This window comes from Micromonospora sp. CNZ309 (genome assembly GCF_002846525.1).
In genome coordinates this window covers 510,591-534,493 of the sequence record NZ_PJNG01000001.1, presented here as the reverse complement: position 1 = coordinate 534,493, position 23,903 = coordinate 510,591, and the positions used below count along the sequence as shown (strand labels likewise).

Genomic DNA, 23,903 nt, shown 5'->3' with positions numbered 1-23,903 from the left:
CGACGAGGCCCTTGCGCCATGCGAATGTTCCAATCGGAGGCGTGGATGATCAGCAGACCTGGTGGCAGCAGCTACCCACCGATGCCGGGGAACGCGCACGCCAGCTGCTTGGCGTGTTCAACCAGCTCGGGTGCAATGCCCCTGAGGGATGGGTCCGGTCCGAGATCGAGGAGGACATCCCGCAACTGGCCCGCTACCGACTCCTGCGCACACTCTGGCCGCAACTGATCGACAGCTGGAATGACGGGCTGGCCAACATCCCTGCTGCCCGGCGGGCTCTCGACGCGGGAGCCAGCCAAGGCGATCTCACGCAGCTGGCCCGAGCCGTGGCCTACGAAACGGTATTCGCCATGCTCTACCACCTCGGCGCCGACGAGGAAGCCAACGACCAACTCCCATCCTGGGCACTAGCCGAGATCACCCCAACCGGACAAACCACCGGAAGACACCTCGACGGCCTTCACGAGGACCTCCTCACCCTCGATTCCTCCGGCAGGGAAGGGCAAGACCTCTGGAGCTGACAGCGACCCCGCAAGGTCACCCCTATTCGTCTAGGTCAACCGTCAAACATGAGCTGGGACGGATCCGTCAAGCATGTGGTGGGACTAGACACAAGTCCTGACTTGCTTCTGACTTGCTGCGCCCCGCCGATAGTTCTCCGCCAGGTCAGCGCCCATTCCGATGGTCAACAGGCCGGTAATTGCTTCCGGGATTGTCATCCATTAGCACGGCAAGCGCGGTGGGAAGGCGCCACTCACGGACAAGTTCCTCATACATCCGGCCAAGGTTCGCAGCTTGTCCGGTGACGCGATCAATAAGTGCCATGTAACGCAGCACAGCCTCCCTCGGACGAGGCTCTGTAAAGAAGCTCAGTCGTTGGGCGAGCTGTTCGAGGTTGCGTCCACGGAAGTGGTGTACGACTTGCCCGTGATGGGCGTGTTGGGTAGATAGGAGACGGCCACCGCGCGATCCTTCGAGACGGCTAAGCCCAGTGAAGGAGAGTGATGCGCGATGGCCGCATCTGAGAGTGTGAACCCTGTTGAGCTGCTGTGCGAGCAGATCGCGGGCGCGTCGCCGGATCTGTTGCAGGCGATGATCAAGACGTTCGCGCAGGCGGTGATGTCCGCCGAGGCCGACGCGATCTGCGGTGCTGGTTATGGGCAGCGCAGCGACGAGCGGGTCAACTCCCGCAACGGCTACCGGCCGCGGGAGTGGGACACCCGCGCCGGGACGATCGACCTGGCGATCCCGAAGCTGCGGCAGGGCAGTTACTTCCCGGACTGGCTGCTGACTCACCGGCGGCGGGCCGAACAGGCGTTGGTGTCGGTCGTGGCCACTTCCTACCTGCTCGGGGTGTCGACGCGGCGGGTGGAGAAGCTGGTCGAGCAGCTCGGCATCCGGCAGTTGTCGAAGTCGCAGGTCTCGGAGATGGCAGCGCACCTGGACGTCCAGGTTGAGGCGTTCCGCAACCGGCCCCTCGACGCCGCCCACTACACGTTCGTGTGGATGGACGCGCTCACGATGAAGGTCCGAGAGCACGGCCGCACCGTCAACGTCCACGCGCTGATCGCCGTGGGCGTCAACGCCGACGGCCAGCGTGAGGTGTTGGGCCTGGACGTGGCCTCGGATGAGGACGGCGCCGGCTGGCTGGCGTTCCTGCGCAGCCTGACCGCCCGTGGTCTGACCGGGGTGCGTCTGGTCATCTCCGACGCCCACGCCGGCCTCGTGGCCGCCATCGGCGCGGCTCTGCCCGGGGCGTCGTGGCAGCGGTGCCGGACCCACTACCTGCGCAACCTGCTGACGAAGGTGCCCAAATCGGCGCAGCCGTGGATCGCCACCTTGGTGCGCACGATCTTCGACCAGCCCGACGCCGACGCCGTCCGCGCCCAGTTCGACCGGGTCGTGGCCACGATCGAGGCGAAGTTCCCGGCCGCCGCCGAACACCTCGACGCCGCCCGCGACGATCTCCTGGCGTTCACCGGCTTTCCCCGCGAGATCTGGCGCCAGATCTGGTCGAACAACCCGCAGGAACGGCTGAACAAGGAGATCCGCCGCCGCACCGACGTCGTCGGGATCTTCCCCAACCGGCCGTCGATCATCCGCCTCGTCGGCGCCGTCCTGGCCGAGCAGACCGACGAGTGGACCGAAGGCCGCCGCTACATGGGCCTGGAACTCCTCGCCAAAGCCCGCATGGTCACGATCGACACCAGCCAACACGACACCGACCAGACCGACCCCACCCCGATCGCCGCATAACATCAAACCGGATCCCGCGATGGCCGTCTCCTACACCACCAGCGCGGACGCGACCGGAAGGCCGCTGTGCCTACTTGGTATCCCACCAGTCCCACCACCGCTCTGGCGCTTGCTCAGCGACGGCCACGGTGGGGGCCTTGTGTCGGGCAGCGCTGCCGTCGATGCCGGGGGCGCAGGAGCGGAATGGCCCGTCGGGACCGAGCAGCATCGGCAGGTGGTGGTCCAGTTCGCGCAGCCAGCCGAGCATGCCGGTCATCTCCAGCCGGGCGTGTTCCCAGCCGTACCACAAGGCGGTCAGCCGGGTGACGGCTTCGTCGTGGCGCCACCACTGCTCGCACCAGTGCCACCGCACCAGCCCAACCTCGCCGACCGGCCGGGGAAAACCCGGCAGGAGGTAGTCGCGGACCCACTCCTCGACGGTCGCGTACAGCGGTGGCTGCCCCTCCCCGCCGCTGGCCGCGCGGTCGGCGACAACCTGCTGAAGTTCGGCGACCTGCTTGGTCAACAGCGCTACCTGGGCTGTGAGATCCTCTGGCGCCCCGTCCACCTCGTTGAAGGAGAGCCTTGAGGTTTCCTCGCGGGTCATCGCGTCACCGCCCGGGCCCGCTCCGGTACCACGGTCGCCGGCCGCTTGGCGGCCACGAGGGGGTCCACCTTCCCGCCGACGACCAGCGGAGCGAACGTACTGCCGAGGCGGCGCTGCTGGGCCACGGCTTCGTCGTGGCTGGCAGATCCGAAGTGCCCCGCGGCCACAACGAGCCCCTCGGTATGCTCGCCGACTGCGGTGCGCGGGTGATCCAGCGTCCCGGCGACGGCGCGGGCCTGCACCCGATCCTCGTCCGCGCGTGCCAGCAGGTCGCGATCGACGGCGTTGGCGACCACCGGCGTCAGTGCGCCGGCCTTGCGGGTCTGACTCACGTACTGGCGTGCCAGTCCGAGGCCGTCCGCCGCTGGCGCCCGGCCGCTGGCGCGCAGGTCACGCTGTAGCCGGTCCAGCGCCTCGGGACTGACGTCGGCGAGCAGCCGGCCTGCTTCAGCGCGAACGGCGGCGTCCAGGTCGTTGAGCGCCTGCCCACCGGCGGGTAGCGCCTTCCCGTTCGCGCCGGCGCGCAGCTTCAGGCCCTCGGGGCCACTGTGCGGTCGCGCCGCTCTGCCGCTGGCGCCGGCCCTCGTCGCTTCGCTCTCCCAGACCTCGTGGGCCGCGGCGCGGGCGGCGTCGGGGGCGGACTTTCCGGCTGCCCGCTGCCGGTCGTACGCGGCCCGCCACTGCGGGTGCAGCTCGCCCAGGCGGTCCAGTGCGAGTCCCGCGAGCTTCTGCGCGACGGGGTCGCCGGCGGCGGCGTGCACCGTCGCGGTACGCCATACCTGGGCCGCATCGGTGAGGGTGGCGTCCTTCAGCCACGAGCCGTCGACTCGGCGGGCGAGTCGCTCCCGGTCGGCACGGACGGAGTCGCTGAGCCGGTTGGCCTCGCGGCTAGCCGCCTCGGCGGCCCGCTCCCGGCCGGCGGCGCGTTCCGCCTCGGCGGCCCTGCGCTGGATGCCGACCGCAGCGAAGCGGGTGACGGCTTCGCTGAGGGTGGAAACGACACCGAAAAATTGCATCGCCTTCTGTCGGGCCTCGTCGACCGGGTCTTCGTGCTGCGGTTGCATCATGCTGGGCTCCTCCCGTTACCAAGCCCGCGGTGCGCGGCGGGCATTGTCCACTGTCGGGCTGGGCGTTGCCGCCACGGTGAGCGGCGCCGTTACCGGCCGCTGCCAGCCGGCGGCGAGGGTCCGGAGTTGCCGGGCTGCGTCCCGGGCTGCCTTCGCCTGGTGCAGTCGCTGCTGGGCGGTGCGGAGGTGCTCCAGCGCGTCGGCAAGCCGGGCCATGTCGAGCACCAGCGCCATCGCGGCGACCGAGTCCTCGTCTGCGGCGATGCGGCCCATGAGCGCTACCAGCCGCGACATCGCTCGTAGCTCGTACGAGAGGGAGGTCGTGCGCGCGGTCCGTGCGTACATGTCGCGTGCGGCGCGGTCGAACACCTCCGCCGCCCGGTGCAACGGCCCACGCAGGCTGCCTTCCCTCGCGTACGCCAGGCTGGTGAGCACGTCGGCTGCGGCGGTAGCGGCGGCCTGGGCGGTCGCGGGATCCTCGCGGGCGCTGCGGCGGATCTCTTCCGCCGCCGCCTGGGTGACGCTGGCGGCGTCGCGTAGGGCTTGGGCGCGGGCTGTGACCCGACTTCCTGACGGTGGGGAGGCGGCCGGCGGCGGGTCGCCCCATCGGCGGCGCAGTTTCGGCAGAGTCAGATCGGGGGCGAGGCGCCCACCGGAGAACCACACCGGTTGCCCGTCACCGGTGCCCGCGCCAGGCAGGGCGACGGCGTAGCCGGTGATCTCATCGGCGTTGACAGTGCTGCAACGCACTCTGATCAGCACCCCTGCCTCCCGCAGCCGGTCGAGGAACTCCAGCTCGCTGCCGGCGGCGGCGACGGCGGTACGGACCCGCCGTCGCAACTCGTCGCGAGGCGTGTCGCTCCAGCCCTTGCGGCGGGCCTTGCTGACCTCCACCGGGTGTGGCCTCCGGTGAGCGGTGCGGTCGGCCGGAGGTACCTGCCTGCGCAGGCCGTAGCGGCGGGCGACGTTGTAGGTGGCCTTCACGCACTTGCGGTAGTCGTTGCGGGCCCAGTTCGTGCGGCCGTCTTCGCGCACGAGGGTCGCGACGATGTGGACGTGGTCGTCGTTGTGCCGCACCACCACCCACCGCAGGCCCGGGTCGTCGGCTTGCGTGGCGAGTCCCGCTTCAGTGAGCATCTCCCGGGCAATGCGCCCCCAGGTGCCGTCGGTGAGCACCCGGTCGCGGTCCTCCGGCGCCAAGCGCATCGAGCAGTGCCACACCGGCTTTGCCGGCGGCCTGTTCCCGGCTCGTACCGGCTCCTCCAGGAGAGCGGTCAACCTCCGGAAGTCCCGCTTACCCGAGGCGGTGATCTCCGGCTCCAGATCGGCCAGCTCCCCAGCACCGTCCCACGCCGCGACCAACCGCGGGTTGACGTGCTCCTCCTGCTTCCCAGGGCCGTAGAGGTAGCGCAGCAGCCCACCGACGCGGGTGCCGCGACGGTGGACGCGCGCGATCACCGCAGTCGCCGGTCGATCAGTGCCGTCACCTGGTCGAGGCGAGCGACGGCCTGCACGCACAACTGCACCGCCTCGACGGCCCAGCCAGGCAGCTCCCCGGTCGCATTCGCAGCCGCAGCAGCCTGATTGACGTTGGAGCCGAACATGTTCACTGCGCGGCGGGCGACGAACAGTTCTCGCTGCAACTCCCGCAGGTCACCGGTCAGGCCCGTGGCCGGCTCTTCTGCGCGCGCTGCGCCAACCACCACCTGCGCCGTGTATCCCGCTGGCGTCAGACCCGCTCGCCGGGCCGCCTCAACGACCAGCGCCTTCTCCTCGTTCGAAAGCCGAGGATAGATCCGGTGGGGCCGGCCGGGGCTGAGGTGCTCACGATGCCGAGCCTGGCCAGAGGGGCTGACATTGCCTTCGGTGCTCACGGCAACGAGCGTTACGCCTGGCCGTTAACGCCCCGGTGAGCGGAACCGTTACCGGCACCGGCCAGCGCTTCAGCGACCACCGTCGGGGGGAAAGTGACCTGACGTAGCGGCGAGTGTGATCAAGTGCCGTACCGCGTGGTCAGACGCTTCGGTCGTGCCGTCGAGCATGATCGAGTGTGGCTGCGCGATACGGCATTCGCTGACGATCCGCTGACTCTCGGATGACGCGCTGCGGGCGCCCGAGGACGGCCGGAGGCCGCCCGCAGGGCAGTCCGCGAGCGCGGGCGCCTCTGCCTAATCGTCGTGCGCCGGCCGCAGGTGCTCCGACTGCGGGTCGTAGCAGACAAGTCGATGCTCGGCGGCAAGCCGGGTGGCCTCGACCGACAACTTCCCGGCCAATCCGTAGGGCATCGTCAGATAGATCATCGGCCCGGAAGCATCGTCAAGCAACGAGCCCCAACCATGGGATCTACCTTCGGTCAGGATGGCCCAGCGCTCGGCTAGCGCTTCGGCGTAGGCAAGGATGCCGGGAGTCGGGGCAACCACCTCACCCTCCATGTACTTCTCGTAGAGCTGTTCGTAGACAGCGCCGCCCTCCCCATCGTGCGCCGGCTGCACGCCCTCCCACACTGCCAAGTCGCAACTCATGGCAGGAGTCTGTCAGCCACCACACAGGAGCCGGCGAGAGTTGCTTTCGCATGGCAGCCGTTCGAACCCTCTGCCTTGCAAGCTGGTCGGTCTGTTGCAGGCACTCGGCCTTCCCGGTGAACACATCCCCGCCGCCGAGGCCGACCGTAGCCGGCTGTTCCGCAGTGTACTGGCCGTGTACGCCTCACAGGGCCGACGGATCCTGTTCGTAATCGACAACGCCGCCATCACTGGGCAGGCGACGTATCCTGTTGGCATGTCGCGTCGAAGCCGTCTGAGGGAGACCCAGCTCGGGGTCGGCCTGCTGGTGGTCGCCCAAATCGCGGTCGAGGTCGTCAAGATCTCCGCTGGCTTTGCTGATCGACCGACGCCCATGCAACTCGTCTCGACAGCCGCGGTGGCACTACTCGTTGGTGTGCTGGCGGCCTTCCAGGTGACCGACCTGGTTAAAAAAACTCCTCACATGTAGCTCTGCGTCAACACCGGCTCAACCATGATCACTTTGCTCCGGCTGAGAGTTGATCCCCTCGCTGGTTGATGTTCAGTCGTGGTCTTGGCGACGGTGGAGAAGCGGCCGAGGCCGCAGTCCTTGAGCCACAACTGCCGCCCTTCATAGAGATCACCTCCTAGCGAACATTTAGCCATCTAAATGGGCAAGGCAGCCGAGACGGCTTAAGACCAGGTTCAGCTAGAGACACGACCGTGACCCCTGCCTTGCAAAGATCAAGACTCGTGTCGGCCGGCGTCAGTGACTGCCGCTGACCTGCTTGCCATGCCGCCCATCGTCGACTCCGGACCGTGTCCGTCGGCCGGCTTGGCTGTACGGATGGCTGTACAACAGACCCCGTTTTGCCCCGTCACATGATCATTCGGGCGGTAGTCTCCATCGATGGCGATCTCCTCTTATCTCCGGGAACTGCGTGCCAAGGTCGGGCAACAGCTACTGATGCTGCCCTCGGTCAGCGGCATCGTCTGCAACGACGACGACGAAGTCCTCCTCGTCCGGCGCTCTGACAACGGCTGTTGGTCGCTGCCAGCAGGAGCAGTCGAGCCGGGCGAGCAGCCCGCAGACGCCGTTATCCGTGAAGTAGAGGAAGAGACCGGCGTACGGGTTGCTGTCCAGAGCATCGCGGGCGTAGCACTCTACCCACGCACCTACCCCAACGGGGACTCCTGCCAGTACCTGAACGTGTGGTTCCGCTGCCGCCCCAAGAGCGGCCAGGCACGGGTCAACGACGACGAGACATCAGCCGTCGGATGGTTCCCCGCCCGGGCACTGCCAGAGATGGAAGCAACCGCCAAGCTCCGGATTGAGACCACCCTGAACAACCTCGATGGCGCCGCCTGGTTCGCCCGCACTGGGGAGCAACATGACGCGCTGATCATGCCAGGCGACTACTGAACCCCTTCGTCCCGAACGCCAGCACGGCGCACCCGGGCGTGCCATTCGCTAGCGTCTCGTACCGTCGAGCACGGTTGCCGCACCGCCTGCCGTCATGCTTCGCCGGCTGCTACCGATAGGTTCGCTGCCTCCTCGCTGCCCAGCCTCTCGCTTGCGCTACCTCACGCGGGCGACCGCCGCCAGTCAATTGGCCACCCAGGCTGGCTGGCAGCACGGATCCTGGTGGGCATGTCGTAGCGTCGATGGCATGACAGCTGTGGTGGTGTCTCTCGCTGTGTTCGTGGTGTTGCTAATCGCGGCGTTCGTCTTTGTTGGCTGGCGAGACCGCAAGCGGCTCTCCTCAGATGAAGATTCGGCTGCGGCGCGCGATGCCGCATCTGTCCAGGCGCGTTACGCGGCCGAGCGTCATGGCACACAGGGTGAGGTATGGCGAAGCGGGCAAACAAACCCCCAATAGCACGTAGGCGGCAACTTCCTGAGACCGCAGCGGCTCGGACGCGCCCACGCGGTCACCTGATCCGCCAACGGACGGCTGGCTCGCATCGGTCACCCTGGCTGCGTGACTGATTCCCAACCTTCCCGTCACGTCCGGTCATCCCTTGCTCGTGACGTCCTGGTCAACGTCGCCGCCAACCTCATTGCTGCCGGAGTCATCTACCTCGGCGCGGTGGCGGCTGGCTACATCACGGTGAACGCTGTTCTGGCGATAGTGATCACCGCGCTTCTGATTTTGTCCGTGGTGAATCTTGCTCTTGGCGAACTGGGAGAACGGCTACCCTCCCCGCGCGCCGCAAGGATCAACGAGCGCCTTGGCACTGCCTTGGGCATCGCCGCAGTGGTGATCATGCTGGGGTTCGCCGTCATGGCAGCTTTAGGGCTCCGTTTCCCTGCTTGAGCCGCACGCCGCCGCTTCCGCACTACCTGCCATCCCGTCTGCCGCCGACCCACACACCGCGGAGCGGGCCAGGGCCAGGGCCAGGGTGACAAGGTGGAGCGCCCTACCGGACGAGTCTCAATGGTTGTTGTCAAGCGGGCTGTGCGGTGGGCAGGGTCTCCTCGGTCGGGCAGGCATGTTCCTGCCTGGGGTTCTCGGTCGGGTCAAAGCTCGCCGAAGGCGACCGCGTAGCGGCTTGGCCTTGACCTGGCCGGGGTTCTCGGGCAGCCCCTTGGGGTGCCCGAGCGAGGAGACCCGTTGCGGTCTCTGAGGGAGGGTCGGGGTGCGGGGCAGCGCCCCGCTTCTTCTGAGAGGGCAGGGTTGGTGGTGTCGACCGTGGTGCCTGTCTGGGTCAGGGCTGAGTACCGCGCCGTGCTACGAAATCCAGAAAGTCTGGTGCCTCCAGCGTCGGGTCGTCGGCGTCGTGGTAGTGGAACCACACCTCGGCACTGCACCGGCCGTCGAGGACGGGGAAGCACCAGTAGTCGCCTGTGCCGACGGGTGCCACCGCGACGAACGACCCATCCGGGAACTCGGCCTGACTGACGGAGACGACGTTGTCGACGTGGTGTGCGGACGCTGCTGTGGGTATGGGCAGCAGGTCGAGGAATCCGAACTGCCCGCCGCCGTAGCGCAGCATGAATGCCTTATACGGCTCAGGCAAGGTCGCGCCCAGCGCTCGCTCCGCCTCGGTGATGTCCTCCGCCGACGCGGTCAGCCCTTCGATGACCTTGAAGTCTTCGATTTCCTCGAAGCCGGATTCGGCCGTCCGGGCGCGGAGTGATTGAACGTGCTGGTCGAACTCATCGAGGTTCATGCCGTCGATCATCTGCGACTCCTGGCCGGGTGTTGATGGGGCTGGTGGTTGGAGTTGGAAGCAGCGGTTGTCGCGGAGCAGTGCCCAGAGGACGTCGACGCGGCGGCGGGCGAGGGCGATCAATGCCTGTTGGTGCTTGCGTCCCTCGCCGCGTTTGCGCTGGTAGTAGTCCCGGTTCGGGCCGCTCATCCGCAGAGTGCTCAGCGAGGACATGTAGAACACGTGGCGCTGCGGCCGGCGTAGGTTGGCAACGCGCTTGCCGGAGTCACGGGCCACCGGTGCCAGACCTGCGTAGGCGGCAAGGTGATCAGGGCTGGCGAAGGTCGACAGGTCCCCGACCGCGACGATGAATTCCGCCGCCGCCAGTGCTCCCATGACGGGCAGGCTGCGGATGATGCCGGCCTGAGGGTGGCTGCTGAAGGCGGCCTCGATCGCTTTGTCGGTGTCCCGCATCCGTCGGTGCAGTCGCAGCAGGTGGCTGGCCAGTTCAGCGGCGAGGGCAGCAGCGGTGTCCTGTCCCGGCAAGGTGAGATCCTGTTCAGCCGCGGCGGCCAACGCCTGATCGGCGACCTTGGCGGCGTTCACTGCCCGGTGCCGGCGCAGATGCGCCACGAGCTGCTCTCGACCGGCGGCGCGGATCTGCTCGGGCGTTTGATATGCGCTGATCAGAATCAACGCCGCGACGTTGGTGAACGTCAGCGCCCGTTCCAACACTGGGGAGATTCCGAGCATCAGCCGGCGCAGCCGGTTCACGGTGCGGACCCAGTCTTCGACCAGGTCGGCGCGGTGCGCGACCAGCAGCGCCAGCTTGGCGATCAGCTCCGTCGGCGTCTCGACCCGCAGGAAGTCATGCCGCATCCGGGCCGTGTTGGCGATGACCACCGCATCACGCGCGTCAGTCTTCGCCCGCAGCAGAGCTGTCTCGCAGCCGACCAGGTCGACGGCCTACACCACCTCATCATCCGCGCTGACACGGGCGACCAGGTCCGCGCTCGCCTGCTGATCGTTGGCCACCCGCGTCGACCACAGCACCCGCCCGCCCACGTCCACCGCCGCGGCGTGGTGAGCCTGCTTGCCCGCGTTGACACCTACCCATACCTGCGCCAAGCCGTCCTCCCGAAGCACCCGAATCCAGGTCACCACGGACGACCCCGCCGGCAGTTCCTTAGCAAGCGACGACTCGCAGATCTCAATCAGCGGCCAAGGCGCCCTGGGCTGGCTGGGCGGCCGCTCGTCCATGGCCGCCTAACGGCAAACGACCTTGAGCCACACCCAACCAACCCGGCGGCCCGGAACACCATCCAGACGCAAGTGTCAACGCCGGCTGAACCTTGGCTCTGGCACACATTCTGTGAGTCGTGCTCGCTGAAGGTTCGGGTTGGGTGCCGGAGTGGAGATCATTTCGGCGTTGCTGCCTCATCTGGTTGGTCTGCGGTTGGACGCGGTGGTGGTCCGCGGCGTCGGGGTCAGGATCGACGCGGCGACACAGACGGTGCGGGCGCCGTGCGGCGCTTGCGGCACCTGGTCGACCACTGTGCATGGTCGCTATGTGCGGCGGTTGGCTGATGTCAGGTTGGGTGGCCATGAGGTGCTGGTCGCGTTGACGGTCCGCCGATTCGCCTGCTGGAACGTCGGGTGCCGGCGGCGGACGTTCGTCGAGCAGGTTCCTGGGCTGACCCGTCGGCATGCCCGTCACACGGTCCTGGCGGCGGGTGACCTGGAAGCGGTCGCGGTGGCGTTGGGCGGTCGATCGGGCAGCAGGTTGGCGCATCGGTTGGCGGTGTCGGTGTCCCGGATGACGTTGATCCGGATGATCCGGCGGATGCCTGACCCGCCGCCGGTGACGCCGACGGTGCTGGGCGTGGACGACTTCGCCCGACGGCGGGGGCACCGATACGCCACCGTGCTGCTCGACATGCACACCCGCCGGCCGATCGATGTCCTGCCCGACCGCACCGCCGACACCCTCGCCGCATGGCTGCGCGACCATCCTGGCGTCCAGATCATCTGCCGGGACCGCGGTGGCAGCTATGCCGACGGCGCCCGCAAGGGAGCACCTGACGCGATTCAAGTCGCCGACCGGTGGCACCTGCTCAAGAACCTCAGCGATGCCGTCGAAAAAGTCGTCCGTGGGCACCGCCGATGCCTACGGGAACACACCGAACCGACGCCCGCCCTGGCTGGACCGATCACGGACGAGCCGGTCAGGACGGGCCGCCGGGCGGCGAACACCCGCCAACGCCACGCGGCCGTGCACGCCCTGCGGGCCGAAGGACTGTCGATCAGCGCGACCGCCCGCCGCCTCGACATGAACGTCAGAACCGCCCGCAAATACGCTCACGCCGCGACCGCCGAGGCGTTGATCGGCCCGAACGCCAGCAGCCGGCCCAGCGTCCTCGCACCGTTTCACACCCACCTGCGTCAGCGACTGACCGACGGCATCCACCAGACAGCCGACCTGCACGCCGAGATCTTGGCCCGCGGCTACCAAGGCAGCCTGCGCGTGCTGCGGGACTGGCTCGCCACGAACCGCACCCGACCCACCCCTGCGACCGCAGTCCGGGTGCCGTCGGCCCGGCGGATCACCGCCTGGATCATGCGACCCGGCCACAAACTCACCGACGACGACCGCACCGACCTCGCCGACGCCCGCAGCCGCTGCCCCGACCTCGACACCGTTGCCGATCTCGCCCGCGGGTTCGCCGCCCTGGTCCGCCACCAGGGCACCGGACAGCACCTCGACGCCTGGATCGACCGCGCCCGCAACGCCGGATACTCCGAAATTCGCGGCTTCGCCGCCGGTCTGGTCAGCGACCGCGATGCCGTCGTCGCCGGCCTCGCTCAGCCCTGGAGCTCAGGCCCGGTCGAGGGCCACGTCAACCGCATCAAGACGATCAAGCGACAGATGTATGGCCGCGCGAACCTCGACCTCTTACGCAAACGCGTCCTGACCAACCCGTGAGCCGCCACCAAGATCAATCACAGAAAGTGTGCCAGAGCCAGTTTTCAGGCGGAGCCGACAGCAAGAACCCTAGGGTACGACCTTGTCGCCCTGGCCCTGGTCTGCTCGGCTTGCCTGGGTCGGTAAGCATTGCTTGATGTCATGGACCAAACCCGACCGACGTTGGTGCTGCCCTCCTGCTGCCTCGCCGCTGCTTAACGTCCCCTGCAGGCTTTCCGAGGTCGGAAGGTCACCCCAGCACATCGGTATCTGGCCGCACCGGCAGGGCTGCACCGCCACACTTGGCCTGCCGCCACCGTGCACGAGCGTGACCCGCCGGCCATCCTGAATCCTGCGCTCGATCACGGTCAGGCACGGAAGTAGCATCGGCCCGTGACGTACGGGACAGCGACGCTCATCGGTTGCGGGGCTCTCGTCCTCGGCGGACCAATCGGCCTGAGCCTGGTCGCCAACCTGATCCGGCGGCAGCGAGAGTTTGGCAGGCGGTCCCTGCGGCTCTTCGTGGCCAGCGGCATAATCGTGTCCGGGGCAATCTTCCTCGTCGGCGGTCCTGCTTTCCACCGGCTGTTTCCTCCGCCGTACGACCCGATGCTCGCCAACGGCAACGGACTCGACCTGCGCGGCTTCCTGTTCTGGTGGGCCGCATGGGCCGGCGCGGCGCTGACCTTCACCATCGCGCTCGCCTACGGCGTCGACCTGAGCCGGCTGAGGCGGTCGCGGCAGGCGGCGTGACACCGCTGAAGGGCGGGACAGCGGTTGTGGATCGGCGGTGCCCACGGGCGGGTTCGAACCTGCGACATACGGTCTGGGAAGGCGACTGAGGCGGGTTGGCGAGATCAAGGCACGTACTCGTCCGGCTTTCGGCAACTCCGTCGACAGCCGCGACGGCGGACTGCCCGGAGCGCTCGATCACGGTCTGCGGCGTGCGGATTCCAGTGCTGCCCTACGCACACTGATCTGGATCGCGCAGATACCCCGCTCTGGACCGAGGTAGAAGTGATCGACCTTGATGTCCGTGTCCGCGATGCCGGCGGCCCAGAGGTCTCGGCGAGTCGGCCGCGGTGGCAGATCAACGCCAAGGTCAGCCAAGCGCCTCCACGCCTGAGTCACTGCGGCGGCCTGGTCCTCGGAGCATCCCAGCGACATCCAGTCTTGGCCGCGCTCCTCCTGCAAGCGCCGTCCAACGGCCGCCAAGCGCTTCTGCTTCCTGCTCTTGCCCATACTGCGACCGTGGCGCACCGAAACAGCCAGGACAAAAAAGATGTGCGCACCGCCAGCTTGGAAGATCACTATCGGCTGACCTGATCTGTCCGCATCGCCTGGTCAGCGTCGGTGCCGTGGTGCCCGATCATGACCGCTGCTGACCGTTTGGAACACCGGTTACTGGCACGTAGCTGGCACGGCTGGGCGGTGGGCGCGTGGCTGCCCGGTCCGGCGGCGTACGCCAAGCCGCCCCCGACCTCTCAGGTCAGGGGCGGCTTGGCGTACCACCGGCTTCGGCGCGGCTGGAGTCACTACCCGATGGCAAGCCGCGAAGCGGCGCGGCAGCGATCGCCCCGCCCTCGACGGCGGTTGAGCGCCCTGCGATCGTCTGAGCCACCCCCGCTTTCATGGAGCTTCTTGATCATGGTCTGATGGCCGTGGGGAGGAAGTCGTCCGTGGCAGCACCGAAGAAGTACCCCGACGAGCTACGTCAGCGCGCTGTGCGCCTGTATCGCGAGTCGGACCCGAAGCCGGTGATCCGGCGCCTGGCCGAGCAACTCGGCGTGCATCACGAGGCGTTACGGAACTGGATCCGTCAGGCCGAGGCCGACACGGGTGAGCGCACCGACCGGCGTACCAGCGAGATGGCGGACGAGAACCGGCGGCTGCGCAAGGAAGTGGCCGAGTTGCGGCGGGCGAACGAGATTCTGAAGGCCGCGAGCGCGTATTTCGCGGCGGAGCTCGACCCGACCCGGCGACGGTCATGAGGTTCATCCACGAACACCGTGACCAGTTCGCGGTCGCGCTCCTGCTACGGGTCCTCAACATCGGCGCCTCGACCTACTACGCGTGGGTCAAGCAGGTCGAGCAGCCCTGTGATCGGGACGTGGTCGACCTGGGGCTGATTTCGAACATCCACGAGATCTGGGAGACCTCCGGGCGCACCTACGGCGCGGACCGGGTCCACCGGCAGCTACGCCGTGACGGCATCCGCGTGGGCCGCAAGCGCATCGAGCGGCTGATGGCCGAGCAGGGCTGGCAGGGGGCGTTCCTGCGTCGAGGCTGGCGTGGCGGCTCCACGAAGCAGGATCCCCGGCACACGCCGGCGCCGGATCTGGTCAACCGGCAGTTCATCGCGGACGGGCCGAACCGGCTCTGGGTTGCCGACGCCACCCGCATTCCGTGCGGTGAGGGCGTGTTCTGGTTGGCTGCGGTCCGCGACGCGTTTTCCCGCCGGATCGTCGGGTGGAAGACGTCTGACCGCTGCGACACCGACCTGATCCTCGCCGCCCTCGAATACGGCATCTGGTCCCGCGACGTCCGCGCCGGCCAGTTGATCCACCACAGCGACCGCGGGTCGAACTACACGTCCTTCCGCTTCGCGGAACGCTTACAGGACAACGGGATCCTGCCCTCGATGGGCTCCGTCGGCGACTCGTACGACAACGCCCTGATGGAGAACTTCTGGTCCACGCTGAAGATCGAACTCGTCTACCGCACGTCCTGGCGGACCCGCGACGAGGCCGAGAACGCGATCTTCGCCTACATCGACGGCTGGTACAACACCCGCCGCATCCAAAAGGAACTGGGCTACCTCAGCCCGAACGAGTACGAGGCCGCCTGGCACAGCCGCCATACCGAGTCAGCCGAGCCACCTATCGCCACCCCTGCGCCAGCCGGCAGCAGGTAACCACCGCTCCATCAAAGCGGGGGGAACTCACGTCACGACCTTGCGATCGGCCCTGGACGGCTCCTATCGGGCCATTCGACTGGTAAGCGATCATCGGCTGATGGATCTCAACGACACCGGCGCGGTGAAGACCCGCGAGGATCTGGCGGCCTACGTTCGGGCGCTCGCCGAAGAGTCGGCTACGCCCCCGGACTACTGGGAGAACGTAGACCTGCCCCGCTACCTCGAAGCTATGTCCTCCTGGATCGGCAGCATGGACGGCTGGGCACGCAATCAAGGTCGGGAGCTACCTGAGCAGCCCACGTGGTCTCTGGTAGCGGACATCCTGCGGGCGGCCTCCGTCTACGAGTAGCTGTCGGCTCCGCCTGAAAGCTGGATCTGGCTCTGGCACACAACTTATGAGTGATCTTGATGATGGCTTTCAGTTGGCGTTGACAAATGAGGTGGCCCGTGGCGGTCGTGTCAATCCCCTGGAATCGTGGAGGGCTCCGTTATGCGGCCTGGGCCTCCAGGGCGCGGGTCTCTGATCGTTCGTAGTCGATGGGGGATCGCCAGTCGCAGACGGAGTGCCGGCGGCGCCGGTTGTAGAAGTCGGTGATCCAGGTGGCGATCTTCAGGCGTGCCTCGGTACGGGTACGGAAGTGACGGCGGTGGACGTACTCGACCTTGATGGTGGAGAAGGTGGCCTCGGCGACGGCGTTGTCGAAGCACGACCCGACCCGGCCCATCGACTGGCGTACCTTCCACCGGGCACAGGCCCGGTCGAAGTCGGCCGAGGTGTACTCGCTGCCCCTGTCGCTGTGGAAGATCACCCCGTCCACGCAGCCGCCGCGGGTGACGGCGGCCATGTTCAGCGCGGCGACGACCAGCCCGGCGTCGTGATGGGCGCCCATCGCGTAGCCGAGGATGCGACGGGAGTACAGGTCGATGACGGTGGCCAGGTAGAGCTTGCCCTCGTCGGTGCGGATCTCGGTCATGTCGCCGCACCAGGCGACATCCGGCGCCGGCGCGGTGAACACCCGCTTGATGAGGTCCGGTGCGGCCGGACGCTTACCTTGGCGGGTCAGGCCCCGCCGGCGGCGCTTGACCCGGGCGGCCAAGCCCAGCTCGGCCATGAGCTGCGCGATCGTGTTGTCGGAGACCTGCCAGCCGGACTCGCGCAGCTCGATGCCGATGCGCGGGCTGCCGTAGGTGCCACCCGAGTCGTCGAACACCTTCTGGACCGCGGCCGACAATCGAGCACGCCGGTCATCGCGGCGCGTTGGCGGCCGGTCACGCCACTTGTAGAACCATGACTCGGACACCCCCAGGGCCCGGCAGGCTAGCGCGTGCGGCACGTCGTGCTCGGTCCTCTGGGAAGCGATGAAGGCGGCCACGCTCACCGGCCCGTCGCTTCCTTGACCCACAGGACCACGGATCGCTTGAGGACATCACGCTCCATCGCCAGCTCCGCGTTCTCCCGCCGCAACCGTGCCAGCTCCGCCCGCTCGTCCTCTGCCAGCTGCCCAGCAGCGGCCTCACCGCGAGTCTCGCGGTCCCTCTTCACCCAGTTCGCCAGGGTCCCGCTGTTGATCCCCAGGTCGCGGGCGACCTGAGCGATTGACTTGCCCGTCTCGCGCACGATGCGCACCGCGCCCGCCCGGAACTCCGGATCGAACTGGCGTCTCGTCTCAGCCATGAACCTCTATCCCTCAAGCTCTGGCCTCCACGCTACGAGGGGAAGGGCAGTCGCGTCCGCGCTGGTGGTGTAGGAGACGGCCATCGCGGGATCCGGTTTGATGTTATGCGGCGATCGGGGTGGGGTCGGTCTGGTCGGTGTCGTGTTGGCTGGTGTCGATCGTGACCATGCGGGCTTTGGCGAGGAGTTCCAGGCCCATGTAGCGGCGGCCTTCGGTCCACTCGTCGGTCTGCTCGGCCAGGACGGCGCCGACGAGGCGGATGATCGACGGCCGGTTGGGGAAGATCCCGACGACGTCGGTGCGGCGGCGGATCTCCTTGTTCAGCCGTTCCTGCGGGTTGTTCGACCAGATCTGGCGCCAGATCTCGCGGGGAAAGCCGGTGAACGCCAGGAGATCGTCGCGGGCGGCGTCGAGGTGTTCGGCGGCGGCCGGGAACTTCGCCTCGATCGTGGCCACGACCCGGTCGAACTGGGCGCGGACGGCGTCGGCGTCGGGCTGGTCGAAGATCGTGCGCACCAAGGTGGCGATCCACGGCTGCGCCGATTTGGGCACCTTCGTCAGCAGGTTGCGCAGGTAGTGGGTCCGGCACCGCTGCCACGACGCCCCGGGCAGAGCCGCGCCGATGGCGGCCACGAGGCCGGCGTGGGCGTCGGAGATGACCAGACGCACCCCGGTCAGACCACGGGCGGTCAGGCTGCGCAGGAACGCCAGCCAGCCGGCGCCGTCCTCATCCGAGGCCACGTCCAGGCCCAACACCTCACGCTGGCCGTCGGCGTTGACGCCCACGGCGATCAGCGCGTGGACGTTGACGGTGCGGCCGTGCTCTCGGACCTTCATCGTGAGCGCGTCCATCCACACGAACGTGTAGTGGGCGGCGTCGAGGGGCCGGTTGCGGAACGCCTCAACCTGGACGTCCAGGTGCGCTGCCATCTCCGAGACCTGCGACTTCGACAACTGCCGGATGCCGAGCTGCTCGACCAGCTTCTCCACCCGCCGCGTCGACACCCCGAGCAGGTAGGAAGTGGCCACGACCGACACCAACGCCTGTTCGGCCCGCCGCCGGTGAGTCAGCAGCCAGTCCGGGAAGTAACTGCCCTGCCGCAGCTTCGGGATCGCCAGGTCGATCGTCCCGGCGCGGGTGTCCCACTCCCGCGGCCGGTAGCCGTTGCGGGAGTTGACCCGCTCGTCGCTGCGCTGCCCATAACCAGCACCGCAGATCGCGTCGGCCTCGGCGGACATCACCGCCTGCGCGAACGTCTTGATCATCGCCTGCAACAGATCCGGCGACGCGCCCGCGATCTGCTCGCACAGCAGCTCAACAGGGTTCACACTCTCAGATGCGGCCATCGCGCATCACTCTCCTTCACTGGGCTTAGCCGTCTCGAAGGATCGCGCGGTGGCCGTCTCCTATCTACCCAACACGCCCATCACGGGCAAGTCGTACACCACTTCCGTGGACGCAACCCCCGTGGCCGCGCGAAGTGGGCCACCACGTAGCCAGCCGTGAAGCACCGATCGTCAGGCGGACGACCTGCGCCGCATGTCTCGGGAGTTGGCCCCGCCGCAGGCCACGGAGGACCGCTGGTGTCAGATCAACCGGGCCGGACATGATCCAATCGACACCCCGCCGGGTGTTCTCGACCGCGCCGGTCGAGATTGGCGGCCAAATGGCCATATCTTGCTCTCCGATCTCATCGCTGCGATGGCACGCGTACTCCGCCGAAACCGGACGGGGAGGGACGGGAAAGGAAACTCCGCCGACCTGCACAAGCGAGCCGCTCCGTCCGGCGCCGGTACGGGACTGCCGGCGGCGATGCGTCCCGAGTGCACCGAGTCGGTCGGCGCACTCGGTCTCGCGACGCACCAACCGGGTGGGCGAGTGGGCTAGGGTGTCCTTAATCGACCGCTGACCGACGAAGGCGTGTGACGAGCAGATTGCCCGACTCCCTGCCCACCTCCGTCGCGATGCGCCTTCGCGACCGGCGCGCTCTCCTGTGGGCGTGCCAGGCCCACGACCTCCGGCCGGGCGAGAAACCGCACGACTACGACGTCGCGTCGGCCACGGCGGCCGTGCGATACCGCCTCCAGCCGGACCCGCTCGACCTGCACGTCGCCTCGTACTACTGGGAGGCGGTGTGGCTGGAGGGCGCAGCGAGCCCGCTGCTGCCGGCGCTCAAGGCTGCGGCGCAGACGGCCGAACGAGACGTCCGGCAGATCGTGCTGCTCGCGGCCGACGACGACGCCTCGGCACAGCTGTCCTCCCGCGAGTTCCTGCCGGTCTGCGTCCTGCCCGGCGTGCTCGACCCGGATGCGCCCGCCGCCTCCCGATACGGCGCCGTTCGCGAGCGGGTGCGGGAGCGGACCGCGTGGGCGCTCGTCGAGCGGCTGCGCCAGTACCGGGATCGCATCCTGATCGTCCTCGGCGCCCGGGAGGACGGCGATCTGGAGAGGCTGTCCGAAGTCCTCGAGGACTGCCCGATCGTCGACCTAGAAATTCTTCTCGTCTGGCCGCCTGACGCGCCGGAGCCAGGCCTGCCGGCGAGCCCGTCGATCGTCGTCCACGTCTGGCGCGGCACGGAGAACGACCTCCTCGCGGCCATGGCCGAGGTGGGCGCCCCGCACGTCGTCGACATCCCGCGGCACACCGTGCGCATCGGGAACCGCACCCTGGCTCTGGGCATCCGCGACGTCGACCGCATTCTCGCCCGGTTCTCGCTCCTCACCGAGCAGCACATCGCCCCGGCGACGACGTTCACGATGGAGAACCTGCTCGCCTTCCTAGACGGCAACCTGGAGGACTGGTCGGCGTACAGCGTCGGCCTCCCGGTCGGGCGCGACTACCGGACGCAGGGCAAGCCGCTGCATGAGGACGTCCTCGCGATGCTTCGGCAGGTGCAGGCCAGCTCGGGGCTCGCGTCGACGTACGTCATGCGGCTTCCGGCCGAGCCCGGCGCGGGGGCGACCACGCTGCTGCGGGCCGCAGCGTACGCGGCGGCGCGGGATGGATTCCCCGCTCTCGTCCTGCGTCCCGAACAGATCGCCATCGACCACGAGGAGCTGTCGGCCTTTGCCACTACGCTTTCCGAGGGGGCGCTCGCCCTCGGCCTTGAGCAGGTCCCGCCCCTGCTCATCATCATCGACGTCGAGCACGAGCAGCGCGGCATAGCAGCCCGGGGCATCGCCAGCATGCTCGCCCGGCAGGGCCGGTCGGCCGTCGTATTGCATGCCGTCGCCGCAAAGGAGGCGGCCGTCGACATCGAGCGCCGGACGCGGCGTGCCGCGGCGCTCCCGGTGTTGAGCGCGGGGCTGGCCGAGGAGGAAATCGAGCGGTGCCGGCGCACCTTTTTCCAGACGGTAGAGCAGTGGACGCTCCCGGTGGTCGTCCCGTCCGTGTACCAATGGCAGCGGTACGACCAGGCGACCCGATGGCGGCTGGGCGACGACGGCCGGAGCGAGTCGCTGTTCTGGGTCGCGCTACGGTTCTTCATCACCGAGGGTATGGCGCTGCCCGAGGCCGAGCAGGCGCAGAGCTTGCTGAGCCGATGGATCAGGCAGCGAAGCGAGGCAATCGAGGACGTTTCGGTGCGCGACATCGTTACGTACGTGGCTGCGTTGTCCTCGTTCCGCCTGCCAAGCCCGATCTGGACCGTCATCCGTCCCGCCGTGGGCGGCGCCTACCCGTCGAATCTCTCAGCGGCCATACGGCAGCTCGACGGCATCGTGACCTGGGGCGGGCCGACCAAGGGCCTCGATGAGGACGTCATCCGGTTCCTCCATCCCGCGCTTGCGCAGGCCTATCTGGAGCACCATGCCGACGCGCGCTCGGCCGCCGCGTGGATGCACCAGCTCGTTCCCGTCCTCGGGGCGCTGTCGCCCGGCAGCGGCGCGGACATCTGGGTTGCCGAGTCGCTCGCCAAGTACGTGCTGGCGCCGAAGTTCGAAGAGCGCGACCCTGACTGGGACTGGCGGCTGCGGACCTTCGAGCTGATTCCGCCTGCAATCCGCGACCAGAGCAAGGCCATCCTGCACCACTGGGCGCGATCGCTGTACTGGTCGGCCGACCAGCGCACGCCGCGCCTCGAGATCGACCTGCGGGTCGAGCGCTTCGCCAGCGCCGTGGAGAAGCTGGAGAGGGCCACCAGCCTGCCCCGCCGCTCCGGGCGCGACGAGCATCCCAGCCACCTCTACAACACGCTCGGCACGGCGTACTACCGCTACTCCCTGGCTCTGCAGGAGGCGGGCCGCGCGGCCGACGGGGCGACGGCGTGGACCAGCGCTTGCGTCGCCTTCGAGAAGGCAATCGAGCTCTCCGGCGGCGTCAACATGGAGGCCCTTCTCGCCTTCAGCCGCCGGCTGCTTGACCACGCGAAGGCGGCCGGTGCCGAGGAGCAGATGGTCAAGGCGTCCGACGTGACGCAGGCGCTGGAGCTGCTCGACGAGGCCAACGACGTGGCGGAGAACCATTCGGCGCCCGACCCGGTCTGGACCGAGCATGTCACGACGTACCGCGCCGAGGCGTTCTCCCGGCTCAGCGAGGAGCTCGGCGAGGCCTACATCGACGAGCTGATCAACTCGGCCGACCCCGAGCTCGGTCACTACTGCAAGGCCCGACTCTGCCTGCTGAGCAACGAGGGAGCGCAGGGTGTCGACGATGCGCTCGCCATCCTCGACGCGGCGGAGCGCGCCGGGGTGGCGCCGCGAACCCGCTCGGTGCGTCTGCGGATTTCCCTGCTGGAGCGCCAGCCGATTCGGCGACGCAACTTCGGCCTGCTAAAAGAGCTGTATCGGCGGTTGGATGCCGAACTCTCCGAGACGGCCCGACCGCTGGATCTCTTCCGCTACGCCGTGCTCTGCTACCAGACCGGCGACTATCGCGAGGGGGCCGAGCGTTTCCGGCAGCTGCGCGCGCAGCTCCGCAGAGAGGACGCAGTCGCCATTCGTATGTACGACGTCTGGCGGGATCCGGTCGACCCGGAGCAGCCCCGGCTGACCCAGATGCGGGTGGACCGCTGGATCACCGAGTGGCGAGCGCAGGGCTACCTGCTCGACCTGCACCAAACCGTGCCGTTCCGGCCGCGCCACTTCTCGCCGCCGCCGGACCGAGGTCAGATCGTCACCTGCGCGATCCGGTTCGAGTCGAACGGACCCCTCGCCGTGCCGCCCCGCTTCGTCGAGCCGTCCGCGGCGGCCCGCCGGTCGGCGTCGACCACCCGGTAGCGGTGGAGCCGGAGGCACTGAGCGGCTCCCAGCGCGACCTGCTGGAGCTGCTCCGGAACGCAGTCTTCGTGGCGAGTCGGTTCCCGGCCGTGCTGCTCACCGGACCGTCCGGGTCCGGGAAGCGGACCCTGGCCCGGTGCCTCGCGGACGACATGGGTGTGGACTTCGCGGAGGTTCCGGCCGGCGATTCCATCGATTCCCTGTCCGCGATGCTCTTCGGCACACCGGCCGACGCACGGCGGGCGGGCAGCGACGGCGTCGCGCCCGGGCTGCTCGGACAGGAGAGTGCGAACGTCCTGTTTCTGTCCGGCCTGCAGGACCTTCCAGTCGACTTCGCGCAGCGGTTGCGGACGGCCATTTCGGAACGGCGCTACACCGACGCCCTCGGGACGAGCTGGCGCGTCGCGGAGGACATCATCATCATCGGTTCCCGCCGCGTAGCCGCCGATTCCCCAATTCCGCTGGACCACTGGCTCTGGACGGCGTTCGGACGACGCGTCGACGTCCCGGTTCCGTCCGAGCCGTCCTGCGTCATAACCATCGCCGGCAGCATGCTGACGTCGCTGGTGGGACGGTCCACCCTAACCGGCGACAGCGATCTGCCTGCGGTGCTGAGCTCGGTGGCTGGCGCGTGCGACCACCTGCATCTGCTGCGCCGCGTGCTCGAGGCGGCCTGCGCGTACGACGCAAACCGGCCGGTTGGGACGGCGGCGGTGCTTGAGGTGCTGCCGCGCGAGACGCGGTGGCTGCTGGCCAACGTGCTCTACCGCGGGCGCGAGCTCTCCGAGGAGGATCTGCGACTCTGGCTGGATCAGTTCCCGGGCGTCCTCCGACCCGTCGCGCTGGGGCTCTTCCGGTCGGTCGCGAAGAGGTACTATGTCGGGACCGACGAATTCTACCGAGCGCTCGGCCATCTCATCGACACGTCCGGGATTCCCGCTTACGGCGGGGTGTCGTTCTGCCGGTGGCAGCAGCTCGGCGCTAGCGGCCCGCGCATCGCGCACGCCCTCAAGAACCAGGGCAACTGGCGCCATCTCGCCGAGCTCAACCTGCAGGATGCGGAAGATGAGTGGCCGGATTTCGATGGCGACCCGCCGGAGTGGTTCGTCGTCACCGACGACTTCGTCGGCTCGGGTAGATCGTTGCGCGCCTGCACCGAAGGGGACGACGCACCTCTAAAGCGGCTTCTCCGGCGGTTCCCCGAGGCGAAGGTGAGGATTCTCGTCGTCGTCGCGTTCGAGACTGCGCTGCAGCATGTCGTCGCCGATCTTTCGGCGTTCCGGGACCGGGTGGAGGTTGGCGCGTACCAACTGCTCGGCGACCGAGACCGCTGCTTCACCGAGACCAGTGAGATCATCACCGACCCGCATCACCGGAACCTGCTATCGGCCTTCTGCACTGCGGGCGACGGCCCGCTGCGGATCGGAAAGAGGTTTCGCCTGGGCTATGGGGACCTGGCGGCCCTGGTTGTCTTCCCCGACACCGTGCCCAACAACAGCCTTCCGCTGCTCTGGCACGCCAACGACTCGTGGCGGCCCCTGTTTCCGGCGGCCGGCTGAGTCAGGGCC

The 23,903-nt window shown here is 68.2% G+C and carries 22 protein-coding genes and 2 pseudogenes; 13 read left to right on the top strand and 11 right to left on the bottom strand.

The window, feature by feature from the left end; all coding sequences use genetic code 11:
• Window positions 1–41: 41 nt before the first annotated feature.
• A complete protein-coding gene (locus CLT72_RS02470) occupies window positions 42–521 on the top strand; it encodes a hypothetical protein (protein ID WP_199184450.1) in 480 nt (159 codons plus the stop codon).
• 490 nt (window positions 522–1,011) lie between these two features.
• The gene (locus tag CLT72_RS02465) at window positions 1,012–2,256 is read left to right on the top strand and encodes an IS256 family transposase (protein WP_101409309.1); all 1,245 of its coding nucleotides are present in this window, start codon (window positions 1,012–1,014) and stop codon (window positions 2,254–2,256) included.
• A 70-nt stretch (window positions 2,257–2,326) separates the two neighbouring features.
• Here the strand turns inward: CLT72_RS02465 and CLT72_RS02460 are convergent, their stop codons facing one another.
• The 5 genes from CLT72_RS02460 to CLT72_RS02435 form a co-directional block, all read right to left on the bottom strand.
• Window positions 2,327–2,842, bottom strand: a complete 516-nt coding sequence (locus CLT72_RS02460) for a DUF4913 domain-containing protein (RefSeq protein WP_101409324.1) — start codon at window positions 2,840–2,842, stop codon at window positions 2,327–2,329.
• On the bottom strand, window positions 2,839–3,909 hold the full coding sequence (locus tag CLT72_RS02455; RefSeq protein WP_101409323.1) for a hypothetical protein: 1,071 nt from the start codon (window positions 3,907–3,909) through the stop codon (window positions 2,839–2,841). Before CLT72_RS02455 ends, CLT72_RS02460 begins: the two co-directional genes overlap by 4 nt.
• Before the next feature lie 15 nt (window positions 3,910–3,924).
• A complete protein-coding gene (locus CLT72_RS31785; RefSeq protein ID WP_158241946.1) occupies window positions 3,925–5,367 on the bottom strand; it encodes a relaxase/mobilization nuclease domain-containing protein in 1,443 nt (480 codons plus the stop codon).
• Window positions 5,364–5,783, bottom strand: coding sequence for a hypothetical protein (locus CLT72_RS31465; RefSeq protein WP_144082157.1), 420 nt, complete (start codon window positions 5,781–5,783; stop codon window positions 5,364–5,366). Before CLT72_RS31465 ends, CLT72_RS31785 begins: the two co-directional genes overlap by 4 nt.
• A 294-nt stretch (window positions 5,784–6,077) precedes the next feature.
• Window positions 6,078–6,431, bottom strand: coding sequence for a hypothetical protein (locus CLT72_RS02435; protein WP_101409320.1), 354 nt, complete (start codon window positions 6,429–6,431; stop codon window positions 6,078–6,080).
• A 94-nt stretch (window positions 6,432–6,525) separates the two neighbouring features.
• Here CLT72_RS02435 and CLT72_RS02430 point away from each other — a divergent pair, with 94 nt between their 5' ends.
• From CLT72_RS02430 to CLT72_RS02415, 4 genes are all read left to right on the top strand, one after another.
• Complete coding sequence (locus CLT72_RS02430; protein ID WP_101409319.1) at window positions 6,526–6,900, top strand: hypothetical protein; 375 nt, start codon at window positions 6,526–6,528, stop codon at window positions 6,898–6,900.
• A gap of 420 nt (window positions 6,901–7,320) precedes the next feature.
• Window positions 7,321–7,833 (top strand): NUDIX hydrolase, encoded by a 513-nt coding sequence (locus tag CLT72_RS02425; RefSeq protein ID WP_101409318.1) that lies wholly within the window; start codon window positions 7,321–7,323, stop codon window positions 7,831–7,833.
• A 247-nt stretch (window positions 7,834–8,080) separates the two neighbouring features.
• Window positions 8,081–8,290, top strand: a complete 210-nt coding sequence (locus CLT72_RS02420) for a hypothetical protein (RefSeq protein ID WP_101409317.1) — start codon at window positions 8,081–8,083, stop codon at window positions 8,288–8,290.
• A 102-nt stretch (window positions 8,291–8,392) separates the two neighbouring features.
• A complete protein-coding gene (locus CLT72_RS02415) occupies window positions 8,393–8,728 on the top strand; it encodes a hypothetical protein (RefSeq protein WP_101409316.1) in 336 nt (111 codons plus the stop codon).
• A 391-nt stretch (window positions 8,729–9,119) separates the two neighbouring features.
• On the opposite strand, the pseudogene CLT72_RS02410 reads toward CLT72_RS02415, so the two are convergent.
• Both CLT72_RS02410 and CLT72_RS02405 read right to left on the bottom strand, forming a co-directional pair.
• Window positions 9,120–9,470: pseudogene (locus CLT72_RS02410) on the bottom strand (SMI1/KNR4 family protein); the annotation flags it as partial.
• Between the two features lie 141 nt (window positions 9,471–9,611).
• Window positions 9,612–10,691, bottom strand: a pseudogene (locus CLT72_RS02405) (IS110 family RNA-guided transposase); the annotation flags it as partial.
• Window positions 10,692–10,974: 283 nt separating this feature from the next.
• Here CLT72_RS02405 and CLT72_RS02400 point away from each other — a divergent pair.
• Both CLT72_RS02400 and CLT72_RS02395 read left to right on the top strand, forming a co-directional pair.
• A complete protein-coding gene (locus CLT72_RS02400) occupies window positions 10,975–12,546 on the top strand; it encodes an ISL3 family transposase (RefSeq protein ID WP_101409315.1) in 1,572 nt (523 codons plus the stop codon).
• A gap of 372 nt (window positions 12,547–12,918) precedes the next feature.
• Window positions 12,919–13,278 (top strand): hypothetical protein, encoded by a 360-nt coding sequence (locus CLT72_RS02395; protein WP_101409314.1) that lies wholly within the window; start codon window positions 12,919–12,921, stop codon window positions 13,276–13,278.
• Between the two features lie 177 nt (window positions 13,279–13,455).
• Here CLT72_RS02395 and CLT72_RS02390 read toward each other — a convergent pair whose 3' ends face one another.
• The gene (locus CLT72_RS02390) at window positions 13,456–13,836 is read right to left on the bottom strand and encodes a hypothetical protein (protein WP_101409313.1); all 381 of its coding nucleotides are present in this window, start codon (window positions 13,834–13,836) and stop codon (window positions 13,456–13,458) included.
• Window positions 13,837–14,204: 368 nt separating this feature from the next.
• Here CLT72_RS02390 and CLT72_RS02385 point away from each other — a divergent pair, with 368 nt between their 5' ends.
• From CLT72_RS02385 to CLT72_RS02375, 3 genes are all read left to right on the top strand, one after another.
• Window positions 14,205–14,516 (top strand): transposase, encoded by a 312-nt coding sequence (locus CLT72_RS02385; RefSeq protein ID WP_158241945.1) that lies wholly within the window; start codon window positions 14,205–14,207, stop codon window positions 14,514–14,516.
• Window positions 14,513–15,439, top strand: a complete 927-nt coding sequence (locus CLT72_RS02380; protein ID WP_101409311.1) for an IS3 family transposase — start codon at window positions 14,513–14,515, stop codon at window positions 15,437–15,439. The genes CLT72_RS02385 and CLT72_RS02380 overlap by 4 nt, the downstream gene beginning before the upstream one ends.
• A gap of 100 nt (window positions 15,440–15,539) precedes the next feature.
• Window positions 15,540–15,791, top strand: coding sequence for a DUF7660 family protein (locus CLT72_RS02375; protein ID WP_486484168.1), 252 nt, complete (start codon window positions 15,540–15,542; stop codon window positions 15,789–15,791).
• A 139-nt stretch (window positions 15,792–15,930) separates the two neighbouring features.
• Here the strand turns inward: CLT72_RS02375 and CLT72_RS02370 are convergent, their stop codons facing one another.
• The 3 genes from CLT72_RS02370 to CLT72_RS02360 form a co-directional block, all read right to left on the bottom strand.
• Window positions 15,931–16,821 (bottom strand): IS3 family transposase, encoded by an 891-nt coding sequence (locus CLT72_RS02370; protein ID WP_101409310.1) that lies wholly within the window; start codon window positions 16,819–16,821, stop codon window positions 15,931–15,933.
• A complete protein-coding gene (locus CLT72_RS02365) occupies window positions 16,818–17,117 on the bottom strand; it encodes a transposase (protein ID WP_088981155.1) in 300 nt (99 codons plus the stop codon). The genes CLT72_RS02370 and CLT72_RS02365 overlap by 4 nt, the downstream gene beginning before the upstream one ends.
• Before the next feature lie 103 nt (window positions 17,118–17,220).
• On the bottom strand, window positions 17,221–18,465 hold the full coding sequence (locus CLT72_RS02360) for an IS256 family transposase (RefSeq protein WP_101409309.1): 1,245 nt from the start codon (window positions 18,463–18,465) through the stop codon (window positions 17,221–17,223).
• 588 nt (window positions 18,466–19,053) lie between these two features.
• Between CLT72_RS02360 and CLT72_RS31780 the strand changes: the two genes are divergently transcribed.
• Both CLT72_RS31780 and CLT72_RS02355 read left to right on the top strand, forming a co-directional pair.
• Window positions 19,054–22,335 carry a hypothetical protein gene (locus tag CLT72_RS31780; protein WP_158241944.1) on the top strand — a complete coding sequence of 1,094 codons (3,282 nt, stop codon included), beginning with the start codon at window positions 19,054–19,056 and terminating at the stop codon, window positions 22,333–22,335.
• A 2-nt stretch (window positions 22,336–22,337) separates the two neighbouring features.
• A complete protein-coding gene (locus CLT72_RS02355; RefSeq protein WP_158241943.1) occupies window positions 22,338–23,894 on the top strand; it encodes an ATP-binding protein in 1,557 nt (518 codons plus the stop codon).
• Window positions 23,895–23,903: the final 9 nt, after the last annotated feature.